At 60.4% G+C, this 15,004-nt stretch carries 14 protein-coding genes; 12 read left to right on the plus strand and 2 right to left on the minus strand.

What is annotated here, in order from left to right; genetic code table 11:
- Positions 1-267: 267 nt before the first annotated feature.
- From PQQ86_RS01870 to PQQ86_RS01910, 9 genes are all read left to right on the plus strand, one after another.
- Positions 268-1,455 carry an MFS transporter gene (locus PQQ86_RS01870; RefSeq protein ID WP_408264468.1) on the plus strand — a complete coding sequence of 396 codons (1,188 nt, stop codon included), beginning with the start codon at positions 268-270 and terminating at the stop codon, positions 1,453-1,455.
- Positions 1,456-1,577: 122 nt separating this feature from the next.
- Positions 1,578-2,138, plus strand: a complete 561-nt coding sequence (locus PQQ86_RS01875) for a single-stranded DNA-binding protein (protein WP_408264470.1) — start codon at positions 1,578-1,580, stop codon at positions 2,136-2,138.
- Between the two features lie 349 nt (positions 2,139-2,487).
- On the plus strand, positions 2,488-2,988 hold the full coding sequence (locus tag PQQ86_RS01880) for a MaoC family dehydratase (RefSeq protein WP_408264472.1): 501 nt from the start codon (positions 2,488-2,490) through the stop codon (positions 2,986-2,988).
- Positions 2,989-3,155: 167 nt separating this feature from the next.
- Positions 3,156-4,562: an MFS transporter gene (locus tag PQQ86_RS01885; RefSeq protein ID WP_408264474.1), complete on the plus strand. Its 1,407-nt coding sequence runs from the start codon at positions 3,156-3,158 to the stop codon at positions 4,560-4,562.
- A gap of 6 nt (positions 4,563-4,568) precedes the next feature.
- Positions 4,569-5,996 carry an MmgE/PrpD family protein gene (locus PQQ86_RS01890; RefSeq protein ID WP_408264476.1) on the plus strand — a complete coding sequence of 476 codons (1,428 nt, stop codon included), beginning with the start codon at positions 4,569-4,571 and terminating at the stop codon, positions 5,994-5,996.
- Entirely contained in the window at positions 5,993-7,156 is a 1,164-nt protein-coding gene (locus PQQ86_RS01895; protein ID WP_408264478.1) for an acyl-CoA dehydrogenase family protein, read from the plus strand. Before PQQ86_RS01890 ends, PQQ86_RS01895 begins: the two co-directional genes overlap by 4 nt.
- Positions 7,153-8,343, plus strand: a complete 1,191-nt coding sequence (locus tag PQQ86_RS01900; protein ID WP_408264480.1) for a CaiB/BaiF CoA transferase family protein — start codon at positions 7,153-7,155, stop codon at positions 8,341-8,343. Before PQQ86_RS01895 ends, PQQ86_RS01900 begins: the two co-directional genes overlap by 4 nt.
- A 48-nt stretch (positions 8,344-8,391) precedes the next feature.
- Complete coding sequence (locus PQQ86_RS01905) at positions 8,392-9,147, plus strand: GntR family transcriptional regulator (RefSeq protein ID WP_408264482.1); 756 nt, start codon at positions 8,392-8,394, stop codon at positions 9,145-9,147.
- Positions 9,148-9,183: 36 nt separating this feature from the next.
- Positions 9,184-10,011: an HpcH/HpaI aldolase/citrate lyase family protein gene (locus PQQ86_RS01910; protein WP_408264484.1), complete on the plus strand. Its 828-nt coding sequence runs from the start codon at positions 9,184-9,186 to the stop codon at positions 10,009-10,011.
- Here PQQ86_RS01910 and PQQ86_RS01915 read toward each other — a convergent pair.
- Positions 10,001-10,801, minus strand: coding sequence for a bestrophin-like domain (locus PQQ86_RS01915; RefSeq protein WP_408264486.1), 801 nt, complete (start codon positions 10,799-10,801; stop codon positions 10,001-10,003). The genes PQQ86_RS01910 and PQQ86_RS01915 overlap by 11 nt on opposite strands.
- A 305-nt stretch (positions 10,802-11,106) precedes the next feature.
- Here PQQ86_RS01915 and PQQ86_RS01920 point away from each other — a divergent pair, with 305 nt between their 5' ends.
- The 3 genes from PQQ86_RS01920 (at position 11,107) to PQQ86_RS01930 (ending at position 14,034) form a co-directional block, all read left to right on the plus strand.
- On the plus strand, positions 11,107-12,747 hold the full coding sequence (locus tag PQQ86_RS01920) for a methyl-accepting chemotaxis protein (RefSeq protein ID WP_408264488.1): 1,641 nt from the start codon (positions 11,107-11,109) through the stop codon (positions 12,745-12,747).
- A gap of 397 nt (positions 12,748-13,144) precedes the next feature.
- On the plus strand, positions 13,145-13,615 hold the full coding sequence (locus tag PQQ86_RS01925; protein WP_408194592.1) for a hypothetical protein: 471 nt from the start codon (positions 13,145-13,147) through the stop codon (positions 13,613-13,615).
- A gap of 107 nt (positions 13,616-13,722) precedes the next feature.
- Complete coding sequence (locus PQQ86_RS01930) at positions 13,723-14,034, plus strand: hypothetical protein (RefSeq protein WP_408264490.1); 312 nt, start codon at positions 13,723-13,725, stop codon at positions 14,032-14,034.
- 274 nt (positions 14,035-14,308) lie between these two features.
- On the opposite strand, the gene PQQ86_RS01935 is transcribed toward PQQ86_RS01930, so the two are convergent.
- Positions 14,309-14,902 carry a type VI secretion system amidase effector protein Tae4 gene (locus tag PQQ86_RS01935; RefSeq protein ID WP_408264492.1) on the minus strand — a complete coding sequence of 198 codons (594 nt, stop codon included), beginning with the start codon at positions 14,900-14,902 and terminating at the stop codon, positions 14,309-14,311.
- Between the last annotated feature and the right edge of the window lie 102 nt (positions 14,903-15,004).

The raw sequence follows: 15,004 nt of genomic DNA on the forward strand, positions 1-15,004 counted from the left end.
TGGCCCGTGACCTGGCGGAAAGAGGAGGAGGCTAAACCTGCTACTATAACGACTTTTCAAGACCGCCGTTACGGCTTCCTGACAGCCCGAAGAAGGTGCAAGGCAAGCTGTAAGGCTGCGGTCCAGCGCCGTGGGAAAGAGGTCTAACTGGGACCATTTTTCGCGAGTACAAGGCGCCGCGAGGCTCCGGACGAGCGTCTGGCAAGGCCGCCGGCCCGAATGCCGCGCCGTATGTTTGTCGCCCCGCTCATTCAAAGAACGTTCCCGATGTCCAATCCGTCCGCTACATCCTCACGCATGAGCGCGCCTGAAATGCGCGCGACCATGTCGCTTGCCGCCATCTTCGCGCTGCGCATGCTCGGTCTCTTCATGATCATGCCGGTGTTCTCGATCTACGCGAAGACCATCCCCGGCGGCGACAACGTGCTGCTGGTGGGGATCGCGCTGGGTGCGTACGGCGTGACGCAGTCGATGCTGTACATCTTCTATGGCTGGATCTCCGACAAGATCGGCCGCAAGCCGGTCATTGCGACCGGTCTCCTGATTTTCGCGCTTGGCAGCTTCGTCGCGGCGGGCGCGCACGACATGACGTGGATCATCGTCGGCCGGGTGATTCAGGGCATGGGCGCGGTGTCGTCCGCGGTGATCGCGTTTATCGCCGACCTGACCTCCGAAGAGCATCGCACCAAGGCAATGGCGATGGTTGGCGGCAGTATTGGCGTTTCGTTCGCGGTGGCAATCGTCGGTGCGCCGATCGTGTTCCAGTGGGTCGGCATGAGCGGCCTGTTCACGCTGGTCGGCATTTTCTCGATTCTGGCGATCGGCCTGGTGCTGTGGGTCGTGCCGGATGCACCCAAGCCCGTGCACGTGCGCGCGCCGTTCGCCGAGGTGTTGCATAACGTCGAACTGCTGCGGCTGAACTTCGGCGTACTCGTGCTGCACGCCACGCAAACCGCGTTGTTCCTCGTCGTGCCGCGCATTCTCGAAGCCGGCGGCCTGCCGGTCGCGTCACACTGGAAGGTGTATTTGCCGGTGATGGGCCTCTCGTTCGTGATGATGGTCCCGGCGATCATCGCCGCGGAAAAGCGCGGAAAAATGAAAATCGTGCTGCTGTCGGCGATCGGTCTTATCCTGATCGGACAGTTGTTGTTGGGCGTCGCGCCGCATACGATTCTGAGTGTGGCGGCGATCCTCTTTGTCTACTTTCTCGGCTTCAATATTCTTGAAGCATCGCAGCCTTCGCTGGTGTCGAAACTGGCGCCGGGAACCCGCAAGGGTGCGGCGGCGGGCGTGTACAACACCACGCAGTCGATCGGTCTTGCGCTAGGTGGGGTGGTCGGCGGCTGGCTGCTGAAAGTGGATGGTCAGAGCGCGGTGTTTTTTACTTGCTCAGGGCTCGTCTTTTGCTGGCTTATAATCGCGGCAAATATGAAACAGCCGCCGCGCAAGGCGTAACGGAACTCACAGAACTCACCCGGTGGCGGGCAGAGGCGCAGTTCTGGTCTCCGGCCTGCCGGCCATGAGACGCGAACCGCGCGTTGCCGCGCCGCCCGTAACAGAATCAACAGGAGAAACTCATGGCATCCGTGAACAAGGTCATTCTCGTCGGCAATCTCGGAGCCGATCCGGAAGTCCGTTATCTTCCGAGCGGCGACGCACTGGCGAACATCCGCCTTGCGACAACGGATCGGTACAAGGACAAAACGTCCGGCGAAATGAAGGAAGCAACCGAATGGCACCGTGTGGTGTTCTTCGGCCGGCTTGCTGAAATCGTGAACGAATATCTGAAGAAGGGTTCGTCGGTGTACCTGGAAGGGCGCATCCGCACCCGCAAGTGGCAGGCTCAGGACGGCACTGACCGTTACTCGACCGAAATCGTCGCTGAGCAGATGCAAATGCTGGGTGGCCGTGGCGGTTCGACGGGCGGCGGCGGTGGCGACGAAGGTGGTTACAGCCGCGGTGAGCCGTCGGAGCGTAGCGGCGGCGGCGGTGGTGGCGGTGGCGGTGGCGGTGGTCGCGCGGTTTCGGGTGGTGGCGCCTCGCGTGGCGGCAGCGGTGGTGGCGGTGGTGGTTCGAGCCGTCCGAGCGCGCCGGCTGGTGGTGGGTTTGATGAGATGGATGACGATATTCCGTTCTGACGCTGGCGTCGGATACGTGAATGCAAAAAACCCCGCTTCCGAGCGGGGTTTTTTATTGGGGCCACGGGCGAATCGCCTGCCTGGTTGACGGCGCGAGGCGGTGCCGTTCACGCAGCGCTTCCTTCGATATTTAGCCGATCGGTGCGCTGCCGGATAGCAGTTTTACTGCCCCCGAGGGTAAACCTTCCGACATGGTCCGGCGCGCCTCAGCGGCACGTTTGTGACGGATTGCGGCTCAGCTTCCACAAACCCGCCTTGACTTTCGCCCTCCCGCCGACAATACTGAATTCATACTTTGTACGGACAAAGTAACAAATGCGTACAAGTAACCCGAAAACAGGAGACGAGCATGGAGTCCGACGTTGCAGTAACAACCCGCATCCGCGCTAGCTATGGCCGCTACCTCGAAGATTTCCACGTAGGCGATATCTATGAACACCGGCCCGGGCGCACCATCACCGAAGGCGACAACATCCATTTTTCGCTGCTGACGATGAATTTCCATCCGATGCATTGCGATGCCGCCTATGCGGCCAAAAGCGAGTTCGGCCGGTTGCTCGTCAATAGCGGCCTCACCGTTGCCGTGGTGCTCGGGCTATCGGTGAACGACGTCAGCGGCAAGGCGATCGCCAATCTCGGCTGGAAAGAGATCCGCCTCACCGCTCCGGTGTTTTGCGGCGACACGATCTACGCGGAATCCGAGGTACTCGAAAAGCGCGAATCGAAATCTCGTCCGGGGCAGGGCATCGTCACCGTGCAGACTCGCGCGTTCAAGCAGGACGGCACGCCGATCATGGACTTCGTGCGCAGCGCACTGGTGCCGACGCGTGGAAACGGCGTAGGCGACTGACACGGCTGCACGGCTCGAATCGCTGCGACACCGAGCCCACGACTCGCGCAGTCAGACAAAACAAACAGCAGCACGCAGCGCCAACCTGTCAGCAAGAGCACGCGGCGCGCGAATCCCGGCGGCGCCCGAACAACGCGCCGCAATGCGGCAAGCGTAAGCAGAGCGGCATGCACACCAAGGAGACAAAGGTGGCTATCGGTATCGTCAACTCGGGCGCGCGACTCGATCGCCTGCCTATCGCGTCCTTCCACTGGAAGGTTCTAGGTCTCATCAGTGCCGGGGCATTTCTCGACGCGTTCGACATCTATCTCGCAGCCGGCGCGCTCGGCGCAATGGTGAAGTCGGGCTTCTCCGATCTGCGGCTGAACGCGTTGTTCATCTCGGTGACCTTTCTCGGCATGCTGATCGGCGCCGGTTTCGCCGGCTATCTGGGTGACCGCTTCGGGCGCCGCTCGTCGTATCAGACCAACCTGCTGATTTTCGGCATCGCGTCGATTGCCGCATGTTTCGTCCCGAACATGACCTGGCTGATCGCCTTGCGGTTGATCATGGGCATCGGCCTTGGCGCCGAACTGGTGGTCGCGGCCGGCACCTTGTGCGAATTCATTCCGCCTGCTTCACGCGGACGGTGGACCGCGTTGCTCGCGTTCATTATCAACTCCGGCTTGCTGGTGTCGACTGCAGTCGGCTACGTCGTGATCCCGCATCTCGGCTGGCGCTATATGTTCGCGATCGCTGGTGTCGGCGCGATCATCGTGTGGGTGCTGCGGCATCGCATGCCTGAATCGCCGCGCTGGCTCGAATCGGTGGGCCGCGCCGAAGAAGCAGAGGCGACGGTCTCGGCGATCGAACAGCAGGTGCAGCGTCAAAAGGGGCCGTTGCCACCGGTCGATCGCACTGAAAGTCTTGAAGTACCGAAAGCGCCGTTCTCCGCCCTGTTCTCGCACGCGATGCTCGGCCGCACGCTGGTTGCCGCATTGACGGCAGTCGCGGTGAATATTTCGGTGTACGGCTTTGTCGCGTGGCTGCCGACCTTCTTCGTGAAGGAAGGGCTCACCATCGTGCAGTCGCTCGGCTTCACGACGCTGATGGCGTTCGGTGCGCCCGGCGGCGCGGTGATCGGCTTTCTGTGTGCGGACCGTCTCGGCCGTGCGCGTGGTCTTGTGGTCTTCGCGATCGCGACCATCGCGGTCGGCTTCGTCTACCCGAACATGCACGCGGGGTGGGCGATCAGCCTGGTCGGCTTTGTCTTGATCACCTGCATCTACACAGTCGCGACGCTCGGCCTCTTTGCCTACATTCCCGAACTCTTTCCGACCGAGTTGCGTTTGCGCGGTACCGGCACGGCGGGCGTATGCGGACGCGCTGCCTCAATGACGACGCCGTATTTTGCGGTGCTGCTCTACAACTCTTTTGGCGTGTCCGGTGTGCTGGCGATGGTGAGCGGCGTGCTGGCGCTGCTGGTGGTCGGCATTCTGCTGCTGCGCGTCGAGACCAATCAGCATGCGCTTGAGCAGATCTCGCCGAGCCTCGACACCCATTCCGATCCGATGCCCGCTACGCAGCAAGGATAAATCGACATGACTTCACTCAGTCCATCCGTCACGCTCTCCGATCAGTACGCGCGTTTCGGTTTGAGTCTGCAATTGCGCGATGTTCCGCGCGCGGTGCAGACGCGCGCCAAGCACCTGATTCTCGACGCCGTCGGCATCGCGCTGGCATCGCGCGGCTATACTTACGCCGATGTGTCGTTCGCGGCATTTTCCGAACTCGGCAGCGGCGCCTCGCCGGTGATCGGTTTTGGCAGGCGTCTCGCTCTGCGCGATGCCGCGATGATGAACGGCGTGCTGATTCACGGTCTCGATTTCGACGACACGCATTCTCGCGGCGTCATCCATTCGACGACCAGCGCATTGCCTTGTGTCCTGGCGCTCGCCGACCGCGACGAAATGAGCGGCGCGGATCTGCTCAGCGCCTATATCGTCGCGATGGAAGTATCGACTCGCGTTGCATCCGCCGCGAAGGGCGGTTTTCATCAGGCCGGCTTTCATCCGACGGGCCTGGTCGGGACGTTCGGTTGCGCGGTCGCGGCGGCGCGTTTGCTGCATCTGGATGATCCTCAGGCTGCTCACGCACAAGGCATCGTTCTATCGATGGCCGCTGGCAGCCTCGAATTCCTCGAAGACGGCGCGTGGACCAAGCGCGTTCATCCGGGTCTCGCCGCCGCGTCCGGCATCACCGCCGCGACGCTCGCGAAGCACGGTTTCACCGGTCCACGTTCGGCCTACGAAGGACGCTTCGGCCTGTACGCCAGCCATCTGGGCAAGCGCCTCGACAATGCTGATCAGCAACTTGCAGCCGAAGGACTCGGCAGATCGTGGCAAATCGATGAAGTCGCGATCAAGCCGCTGCCAGCTTGCCACTTCACGCACGCGGTGGCCGATGCGGCGATCGCGTTGCATCAGGAACATCGCTTCTCGGCGCAAAACCTCGACTCGATCGTACGCGTGGTAGCCAAGGTGCCGCGCGAAACGGTTGAGGTCGTCTGCGAGCCGCTCGGGCCGAAGCGCAAAGCGGTGAGCAGCTACGACGCACAATTCAGCGTGCCCTACATCGTCGCCACCGCATTGCTCAAAGGCCGCTTCACGCTCGACGAACTCGAACCGGCCGCGCTTGCCGATCCCGCCGTGCTGGCGCTGGCCGCACGCGTCGACTACGAGATCGATCCGGATACCACCTTCCCACGTCACTACACCGGTGAGGTTGTGGTGGAGCGCAACGACGGCACACGCGTCGCACATCGCGAGGCGATCAATCGTGGTTGCGCCGACCGCCCCGTGAGCAACGACGACATCGTCACCAAATTCTACGCGAACGCTCAGCGCACCGTATCCCGCAGCACCGCTGAACAGATCGCTCAAGCCGTATTGCAACTCGACGAACGCCCGGCGCGCGAGCTTGCCGACACGCTCGCCGGATCCACCGAATCTTCAAGGACGTCATCATGACCGCTACCGAACTCGACACACTGGACAACGATCAGCTGATTCTCAACTCGCTGGACCGCTTCCTTGAAACCGAAGTGCGGCCCTACGTTCACAAGTTCGATCACGACGACATCTACCCGGAAGAGATCGTCGAGAAGATGAAGGAGATGGGTTTGTTTGGTTGCATCATCGATCCCGAGTACGGCGGCTTGGGCCTATCGACCCGCACGTATGCGCAGATCATCACGCGGATCGCGCGCGTGTGGATGTCGGTGAGCGGCATCATCAATTCCCATCTGATTCTCGCGATGCTGGTGCAACGAAACGGCACGCCCGAACAGAAGCGCAAATATTTGCCGAAGTTCGCTACGGGCGAATGGCGGGGTGGTATCGGCCTGACGGAGCCCGACTGCGGCACCGATCTGCAGGCGATCCGCACCACCGCAAAACGTGTCGGTGACGAGTACATCGTGAACGGCAACAAGACCTGGATCACCAATAGCAAGTATGGCAACACGCTCGCGCTACTGGTGAAGACGGACCCAACCGCGCAGCCGCGTCATAAGGGAATGAGTCTGCTGCTGGTGCAGAAGGGACCCGGCTTCGAAGTCAGCCGTCAGCTCGAAAAACTCGGCTACAAAGGCATCGATACCTGCGAGTTATCGTTCAACGATTTTCACGCCCCGGCCGATGCACTGATCGGCGGCGTGGAAGGCAAGGGCCTGCAGCAGATACTCGGCGGCCTCGAACTCGGACGCATCAACGTGGCTGCGCGTGGCGTTGGCATTGCGCTGGCGGCGCTCGAAGAATCGGTTAGCTATTCGCAGCAACGCAAGACTTTCGGCAAGCCGATCTGCGAGCACCAGGCGATTCAGTTGAAGCTCGGCGAAATGGCAACGCGCGCCGAAGCCGGCCGCCTGCTGGTGGACGCCGCCGCGCAGAAGTACGACCGTGCCGAGCGCTGCGATATGGAAGCCGGTATGGCGAAATACTTCGCCACCGAAGCCGCGCTGGAAAACAGCATCGAGGCGATGCGCATTCACGGCGCGTACGGTTATTCGAAGGAATACAACGTCGAGCGGCTGTACCGCGATGCACCGCTGCTGGTGATCGGCGAAGGCACCAACGAGATGCAGCGCATCATCATCGCCAAACAGCTGATCGAACGGAGTCCGGTATGAGCCTGCCCCTTTCCGGTGTTCGTGTGCTCGCCATCGAACAGTATGGAGCCGGGCCGTTCGCGACCCAGCATCTCGCGGACCTCGGTGCGGAGATCATCAAGATCGAGCATCCGAGCAATGGCGGCGATGTGGGCCGCGCGGTCGGCCCGTATTTCTTCGGCGAAGGCGATAGCCACTTCTTCGAAGCGTTCAATCGCAACAAGTGCAGCTTGACGCTCGATCTGAAGAAGCCTGAAGCGCGTGCTGTCCTGCTGGACCTCGTCAAGAAGAGCGACGCCGTGTTCAACAATCTGCGCGGCGATCTGCCGGTGAAACTCGGGCTCACGTACGACCAGTTGTGCGAGGCGAACTCGAAGATCGTCTGCGCGCATCTGTCTGCGTATGGCCGTACCGGCAGCCGCGCGGCGTGGCCTGGCTACGACTATCTGATGCAGGCCGAGGCGGGTTATTTGTCGGTGACTGGTGAGCCCGATAGTCCGCCGGCACGTTTCGGTCTGTCGATCATCGATCTGATGACCGGCACGACCGCGGCGATGGCGCTGCTCGCCGGTCTCGTCGATGCGAAGACTTCGGGTAAGGGGCGTGATATCGACGTGAGCCTCTTCGATGTCGCGCTGCATAACCTCGCCTATGTTGCAACGTGGTATCTGAACGGCGGCGTGGTGACAGGGCGCGAGAACCGCTCGTCGCATCCTTCGCTCACACCGAGCCAGTTGTACAAGACGCAGGACGGCTGGATCTTCCTGATGTGCAATAAGGAGAAGTTCTGGGGCGTGCTTGCCGAAGTGGTCGACAAACCATCGTGGGTCACCGATCCGCGTTTCTCCAACTTTCAGGCGCGTCTCGCGAATCGTGAGCTGGTACAGACCGAACTCGACGCGGTGCTCTCGACCGCGACCACCGCGCAGTGGCTCGAACGGTTCGGCGGCCGCGTCCCGGCCGCTCCGGTGTTCGACGTCAAGGAGGCGCTGGAGAATCCGTTCGTCGCGGAGCGCGAATGCGTGGTGGATGCCGAGCATCCGCGTTTCGGCAAGATTCGCGGCGTCGCCGCACCGGTACGGGTCGACGAAGCACTGCCGATGCGCGCCGCACCGGATATCGGCCAGGATACCCAGCGCCTCCTCGACGAGTTGGGCTATGGCGCTGAAAGGATTGCTTTGCTGAGGGAGGCGGGTGTGGTGCAATAAGGCCGGGCGGGTACAACTGCCCGCTCCTTCACTTCATTGCACACCGAGATGGCCACCACGACAGTCCTTGGGCAACAGCCGCGCTACATGCAGCTGGCACAGACGCTCCTCAACGAGATTCAGGGCGGGCGGTTTCCCATCGGCGCCTTGCTGCCCACCGAGTTCGAGTTATGCGAGCAGTTCGGCGCGAGCCGCTTCACGGTGCGGCAGGCGATCAAGCAACTGGAGCAGCGCGGCCTCGTCGACCGGCGGCCCGGCATCGGCACCCGCGTGAAGGCGACGCAGAGCGAGACCGCATACCGTCAGGTGATGGAGCGGCTGAGCGATTTGCACCGTTATACGGCCGACACCGAGCTGGAGATTGCCTCGACGCAAACAATCGAGATCGACGATGCGGAACTGCTTGAGCGACTGAACGCGAAGCCGGGAGAAACGTGGCTGCTGGCCGAAGGCATTCGCCGAACGCCAGGCAGCGTCGAGCCGATCTGCCATACCGAGGTGTACATCCATCCGGCATTCCGATCGCTGACGGGGCTGAGCGGCCGGTCTCACGTGCCGATCTACACGCTGATCGAAAAACAGTTCGGCGAGCAGATCACCGAAGTGCAGCAGGAAATCCGCGCGATCGCGATGCCGGCGAAACTCGCACAACGTTTGAACGCGAAGGCGCGTTCGCCGGCGCTGTGGTTGTGCCGCCGCTATCTGAACCGTCGTGGGCAACTGGTGGAACTGACGATCAGTGTTCACCCGGCCGATCGCTACAGTTATTCCGAAACGTTTCAACTCGACTGGCACGCGAACTAGGCAGCACCTGGCTGCGTGCTTCTGAAGGAGAGCAACATGGACGCACGCAGTTATCTGTTCGTTCCAGGCGACCGGCCCGAGCGCTTTATGAAGGCGCTCGACACGGGCGCCGACGCGGTGGTGATCGATCTGGAAGACGCGGTCGCACCGGCCGCCAAGGAGCACGCACGCGAGGGCTTGCAGCGCTGGCTGATGACCGCGGATCGTTCGCGGCTGATTGTTCGCGTGAATGCGGTGGGCACGCCGTGGCATGCCGAAGACGTGGAGATGGTTGGTCGCTCCGGCGCTTCGGTCGTGATGGTGCCAAAGTCAGACAGTGCACAGCAACTTGCCTATGTGGCTGCGCGGTTGCCGTCGCAGGTAAGGCTCGTGGCGCTGATCGAGACCGTCGCGGGCGTGGTGGCGATGCGCGAGATTGCCGCCGCGCCGTCAGTCGCGCGGCTTGCATTCGGTACGGTTGATTTTTGCGGCGATGCAGGGATTGAGGGGCTTGGCGCTGAACTGGATTACGTGCGCTCGCAAATGGTGATCGAATCGCGGTATGCAGGCCTCGCTGCACCAATCGACGGAGTGACGTTGGAGCTCGATAACCTTGAGCGGTTGACTGAGGAGATTGCTACCGCGCGGCGGTTTGGGTTCACCGGAAAGCTTTGCATTCATCCCAGACAGGTGGACCCGGTGAATCGCGGGTTCGCGCCGAGCGAAGCGGAGCGGCGATGGGCCGCGCGGGTGTTGGCCGCTTGCAGCGAGCATCCCGAAGGGGCGTTTGCAGTGGACGGCAAACTGGTTGATAAGCCGATCGTCGATCGCGCCAGGAGAATCTCCGGGTTTGAAGCCAGTCAGAACATAGGTTTCACCGCCTGAGATGTTCGAGCGCATCTCTCATCGGCAAACTGGAAACGACAATCGGCCCGGTAAACGGCGTATCCAGATCGACGATCACATAAATGGCAGAAGCAATCGATACTGCCCCAAGTGAAATGGTCACCCAAGCCAAAGCATTGCGCGGCGCAATCAATCCGAAGCTGAGAAAAATCACGCACAACCAGAACGTCAGCGTCATCAAAAAAGGCATGGAAATTGAGCTGTGCGCTTCCTCGATGATCTTCCATCGGGCATCCACCGTTCGCCGATATTGCGCCAAGGCATCATCGAGCGCGCGCTGTTGCAATGGATCGTGCGCTCGCAGTTGCCGTAGCTGCCTGCCCACCACGGTCAGCATGTCGCCGAGCCGTACGTTCTCCAGCTTCTGCGAGTCGTCCTGTGTCCCGATGTTCCTCGGATAGTCACCGGCTGGAGCGGGCTCGCCCGGCCATGTCGATGCAATCGCGGCGGCGGTGTAGACGCGCAGCAGGTTACGGGACGCATCGGTATCGCTGCCGTATTCCCGCAAGGTCGTGTCGAACTCGATCAGGTCGGCCGCATAGGTGCGCAAATCATTCGATTCGGTATCGAAACTGGATTTTGCGGACGCCGTCATCAATCCGAGCACCAAAGCGGCAAACGTCACCAGCATGCCGATAACCAACTGGATGAGTTGCACGGTTTCGTGTGCCTTGTGTTCCTCTGGCAGCAACGGTCGCACCCAGACGCCAAAGCCGGTTCCGACAAGCAATAAAGCGAAAACCAGCAGGGCCGAGCCTATTTCTGACATAGAAATGCTCCGGATACGCGTGCTTCGTCACTTTCTACCAACCGCCGCCTGCCGACCACCCGGGTAGTCCCGCAAATGCCCCTGCTCAAACATCGGCCGACTTCCGCTCATATGTTGATGTATCGCAAACGTATGCGCCATCAACCATAAAGTTTTCTGTAATCCCGCCGTAGACCATCTATGTGGCGTTCGCTTAAATTTTGATCAAAGGTTGCGGACCTGGCCGTATGGGCTTGGGCGCAGCACGCGTGGCCGAGGCTAGTTTTCTGAACATTCGGTCACGCAGCCCAATGGAGACCAGCCCGATGTTGAAAAATCTGTCGATTCGAACCTGCCTTACCTTGATGATTGTGTTCTTCGGCGTGGTGCTGCTGTTCGGCGCAGCCGCCGGACTGTTGTCGTTGCGTTCGAGCAACGCGTCGCTCCAGCAGATGTACACCGTGGACACACCCGCAGTCGCCGACCTCGAAGGAAGCGCTGGACAACTGCTGCGCCTGCGTCTGGCGCTGGCGACTTACGCATCGTTGGTCGACCTGAACGATCAGGACGGCGCGAACGCGGTGCTCAAGCGCTTTGATCAGTATCAGAAAGCATCGAATGATCGCCTTGCCCATTATGTGAGCCGTGCGAGCGCGGATGCCGACGAACAGCGCCTGATCAAGGACATGCAGGACAAGCGCGACACCTTCCTGCACGACGGTGTCGAACCGGCGCTGGCCGCGCTCAAGTCTGGTGACAAGACCGCATTTGAGCAGTTGCAGGCGCACAAGTTGCCGTCGCTCTACAGCGCGTACGAGAAGGCCATGCTCACGCTCGAGCAATTGCAACTCGATCACGGCGCCCAGCGTTATCAGGATGCACAGGACCTGTTCTACGCGATCTGCGTTGCGGTGGCGATCGGCATGGGGTTGTCGCTGCTGGGCGCATTGATCGGCCGAGCGGTTATGGTGCGCGCGATTGTCAGCCCGGTCGACGCGACCATTGCGCAGTTTCAGCGGATTGCCAATGGCGATCTGACCAGCCAGATCGACGTGACGAGCAACAACGAAATGGGTCGCCTCGCGGCGGCGTTGCGCAAGATGCAGGACTCGCTGATCGAGACGGTGAACGCTGTGCGTCACGGCACGGAATCCATCGATACGGGCGTGAGCGAGATTGCCGCGGGCAATACCGACCTGTCGCAACGGACCGAGGAGCAGGCCGCATCGCTCGAAGAAACGGCGGCGAGCATCGAGGAGCTGACCTCGACAGTCAAGCAGACGGCGGACAACGCGAAGCAGGCGAGTTCGCTGGCGCAAGGTGCGTCGAGCTTGGCCGCACAGGGTGGCGATCTGACGGAGCAGGTGGTGGGCACGATGCATGGCATCGTCGACGACTCGCGGCGGATTGCCGACATTGTTGGCGTGATCGAAGGGATCGCTTTTCAGACTAATATTCTGGCGCTGAACGCGGCGGTCGAAGCGGCGCGCGCGGGCGAGCAAGGGCGTGGATTTGCGGTGGTGGCGAGCGAAGTGCGATCGTTGGCACAGCGAAGCGCGGCGGCGGCGAAGGAGATCAAGGGGTTGATCGATGCATCGACGGCGCGAGTGCAGGCAGGGTCGCAGCTGGTCGAGCGCTCAGGGTCGACGATGACCGAGATTGTCAATTCGATTTCGCGCGTGAGTTCGATCATGGGTGAGATCGCGGCCGCGGCGCTTGAGCAGAGCACCGGGATCGATCAGGTGAACCTGGCTGTTGCGCAGATGGATGAGGTGACGCAGCAGAATGCCGCGCTGGTTGAGCAGGCTGCCGCGGCGGCTAGTTCGCTGGAGGAGCAGGCTCGGAGGTTGACTTCGGCGGTGGCTGTGTTTCAGACGGGGAGTGGGGATTCTTCTTTTGCCGGGCGGCAAGGTGGGGCTGCAGCTACGCAGCGGAAGGTTAAAGCGGGTGAGTTTGTAGCGGCTTGATGCGGCTGACCGCGTAGCGTGCTGAAGGGTGATCGAGCGCTTGCGTGCACTGCATGAAAATCAGTACAAGGTGCGCGCCAGGCCAAATGTAAAGATTAGTTATAATTCGCGCGTTTAGCCTGTTTGGTTGATCGTCTTAAAAAATAGGTGCGTTAGATTGTTCCTGCCGTTAGACAAAACGGCGCGGGTTTGACAGCCCGCAGCGAAGTACGGCACTGCCCGCGAAAGTGGGTAGTGCTCACCTATGCGCGCCGCGTTCAATGGGCGGGTCGTGGTGAGGGAGCCGAGAGGCTCGCCGGTTTCGTATTTCGCCCGGTCTGTCAACCTTGCCACGTGCCCGCTCACCCCATCTTTCAGCGAGTGTCGGGCGATTCAGGAACGAACCGGAAATCGCACCATGAGCAAATCTGCCAAGAACCCTCAAGCAACCTCACGCGCGCCCGTTGATGCGCTCCAGTACGAGAAACTCGCGCTCTCAGCTTTCGATTTATGCAACCGGCAGTTGGATCAACTTAAGAGACTGGTTACGCTTGCGGCCTCAATACGCAGGACTCCCTGCATGACAAGGGAAGAACGGCAAAGCCAACAGGCGTTGCTGGAACTGCTTGTCGAAACTGGCGAAGGATACGAGCGCGAGATTGAATGCGACCGCGAACTGTACCAGGTGATCGCGCTTGATGCGAAGGACGTGCCTCATAGCCGCATCACCGCCAAACGCGCCGCGAGCCTTCTGTCTGACGCAGTGCGGAGGAAATCAGATGACAAGCTGAACGCGAAGCCCGCGGATACAGCGCGACCCAAATCGATGCGTACAAAGGTCGCGTCGCGAGCAGAAGCCGGCGCACAGGCCTCTGCCATTGCACACTAAAGAACACTAGCGGCCGCCGCGTCGCAGCAACTAAAAAGGCGCGAGAAATTCGCGCCTTTGTTGTCATGCCTCTAAGAGGTGGAAGTGAATCGTTTCAAGCAATCGGCATGTTCAACGCGATCCATGACTTCAAAGCAAAAGTACGTGTCCTCGCCTTTTTGCTCAACCGTCTCCCGCAGAAAATCCTGGGCAAGCCGATTACATCGCTCTTGATATGCCTCCCATTGCATAGCGGATCTCGGCGAATAGTCGGCAATGACATCGAAATATGGCACTACCTGATTGGCATCAATGCGTGCCGCCTCGATGCCAAGGATTGCCATTCCGGCGCTCTGACAGGCAACAACGAACCGCTGTGCATCCTCGCCGCGCAGAAAAATTTCGCCGCTGGGTTCTACCTCTGCGTGATCAATGAATGATGCGTAGGTTTCGCTTTCTCTCGTCACTTTGACGTGCAGCCTAGCCGCGCCGCCGTTCGTTAGCCTTCTGACTATACAGCGCGCCCGCTAGTCCACAAATCACGGCAAGAGCTCCCCAGCATATAAAGAAAGCGTTAGCGATTGTCGGATTGGTGTCGAAAAGACTACCATTCCCGCGCAAAACAACTGTTCCCCAAAGAATAAGGCCGCCCCAACAAACGAGACTGGATGTGATTATTCCTGCAAGGAATCCCGCTAACACTCTCATGACGATTCACCGAATCGGGAAAAACAGAATGGTCTTGGACTTTCGAAAATCCGACCAGATGCCGGAAATCACAATATTCCAATGGACACGAAGGCCTGTACCGATTCCTGTCAGTTTCTCACCATTCCACAGGTCGATGTGTCCACCGCTGAGATCATCCGTCGAATCGCCGTCCTGCTGCCAGTATCCGTAAAAGAACAAGATGCCGGTACGCCCTTCGACCTTACTTACCCAATCTGGACCGGTGACATTCTCTGCTTTCTGAAGCCCTGCGATTGGTCGCAACTGCAACCATTCGGCCAGCTTATAGGCGCGGGTTGCCGTCGGTTTGCCGTCAAGCAGGAGGCGACCAACGTCTTTCCTGCGTGGAGCTGGCTTCACCAGCTTTTGGGAGAAAGATAGCATCGCGATACCGACACGATGGAATGCGACGCTCATACGAATCGCGCACTGGCTTTTGTATTGTCCCGTCGGATCATCGTATGGGTCACCAGATGGATAGTTATCCCACAGTTCCTGAAAGGTCAGCACCTTCAGTTCCACTACCTTGATAGAGCCGGGTGTCGAGTTGGTTCTAACCACGGTCGGCTTGTTTGGCATTGTCAGTTTCCTTGTTGCTTCGCAAGGGCTTCGTCGCCCCAAAACACGGTGTAGTTGCCAGGGACTTCGGTATCGACGTGCCTCGTCCGTGAACCCGCTGGC

Origin of the sequence: Paraburkholderia sediminicola (genome assembly GCF_046026675.1) — a bacterium.
GTDB classification, from domain to species: Bacteria; Pseudomonadota; Gammaproteobacteria; order Burkholderiales; family Burkholderiaceae; genus Paraburkholderia; species Paraburkholderia sediminicola_F.

What these genes read in the sequence shown, in the direction of transcription:
- PQQ86_RS01870 (WP_408264468.1), top strand. Translation starts at nt 268, where the DNA reads ATGTCCAATCCGTCCGCTACATCCTCACGCATGAGCGCGCCTGAAATG.
- PQQ86_RS01875 (WP_408264470.1), top strand. Translation starts at nt 1,578, where the DNA reads ATGGCATCCGTGAACAAGGTCATTCTCGTCGGCAATCTCGGAGCCGAT.
- PQQ86_RS01880 (WP_408264472.1), top strand. Translation starts at nt 2,488, where the DNA reads ATGGAGTCCGACGTTGCAGTAACAACCCGCATCCGCGCTAGCTATGGC.
- PQQ86_RS01885 (WP_408264474.1), top strand. Translation starts at nt 3,156, where the DNA reads ATGCACACCAAGGAGACAAAGGTGGCTATCGGTATCGTCAACTCGGGC.
- PQQ86_RS01890 (WP_408264476.1), top strand. Translation starts at nt 4,569, where the DNA reads ATGACTTCACTCAGTCCATCCGTCACGCTCTCCGATCAGTACGCGCGT.
- PQQ86_RS01895 (WP_408264478.1), top strand. Translation starts at nt 5,993, where the DNA reads ATGACCGCTACCGAACTCGACACACTGGACAACGATCAGCTGATTCTC.
- PQQ86_RS01900 (WP_408264480.1), top strand. Translation starts at nt 7,153, where the DNA reads ATGAGCCTGCCCCTTTCCGGTGTTCGTGTGCTCGCCATCGAACAGTAT.
- PQQ86_RS01905 (WP_408264482.1), top strand. Translation starts at nt 8,392, where the DNA reads ATGGCCACCACGACAGTCCTTGGGCAACAGCCGCGCTACATGCAGCTG.
- PQQ86_RS01910 (WP_408264484.1), top strand. Translation starts at nt 9,184, where the DNA reads ATGGACGCACGCAGTTATCTGTTCGTTCCAGGCGACCGGCCCGAGCGC.
- PQQ86_RS01915 (WP_408264486.1), bottom strand. Translation starts at nt 10,801, where the DNA reads ATGTCAGAAATAGGCTCGGCCCTGCTGGTTTTCGCTTTATTGCTTGTC.
- PQQ86_RS01920 (WP_408264488.1), top strand. Translation starts at nt 11,107, where the DNA reads ATGTTGAAAAATCTGTCGATTCGAACCTGCCTTACCTTGATGATTGTG.
- PQQ86_RS01925 (WP_408194592.1), top strand. Translation starts at nt 13,145, where the DNA reads ATGAGCAAATCTGCCAAGAACCCTCAAGCAACCTCACGCGCGCCCGTT.
- PQQ86_RS01930 (WP_408264490.1), top strand. Translation starts at nt 13,723, where the DNA reads ATGTTCAACGCGATCCATGACTTCAAAGCAAAAGTACGTGTCCTCGCC.
- PQQ86_RS01935 (WP_408264492.1), bottom strand. Translation starts at nt 14,902, where the DNA reads ATGCCAAACAAGCCGACCGTGGTTAGAACCAACTCGACACCCGGCTCT.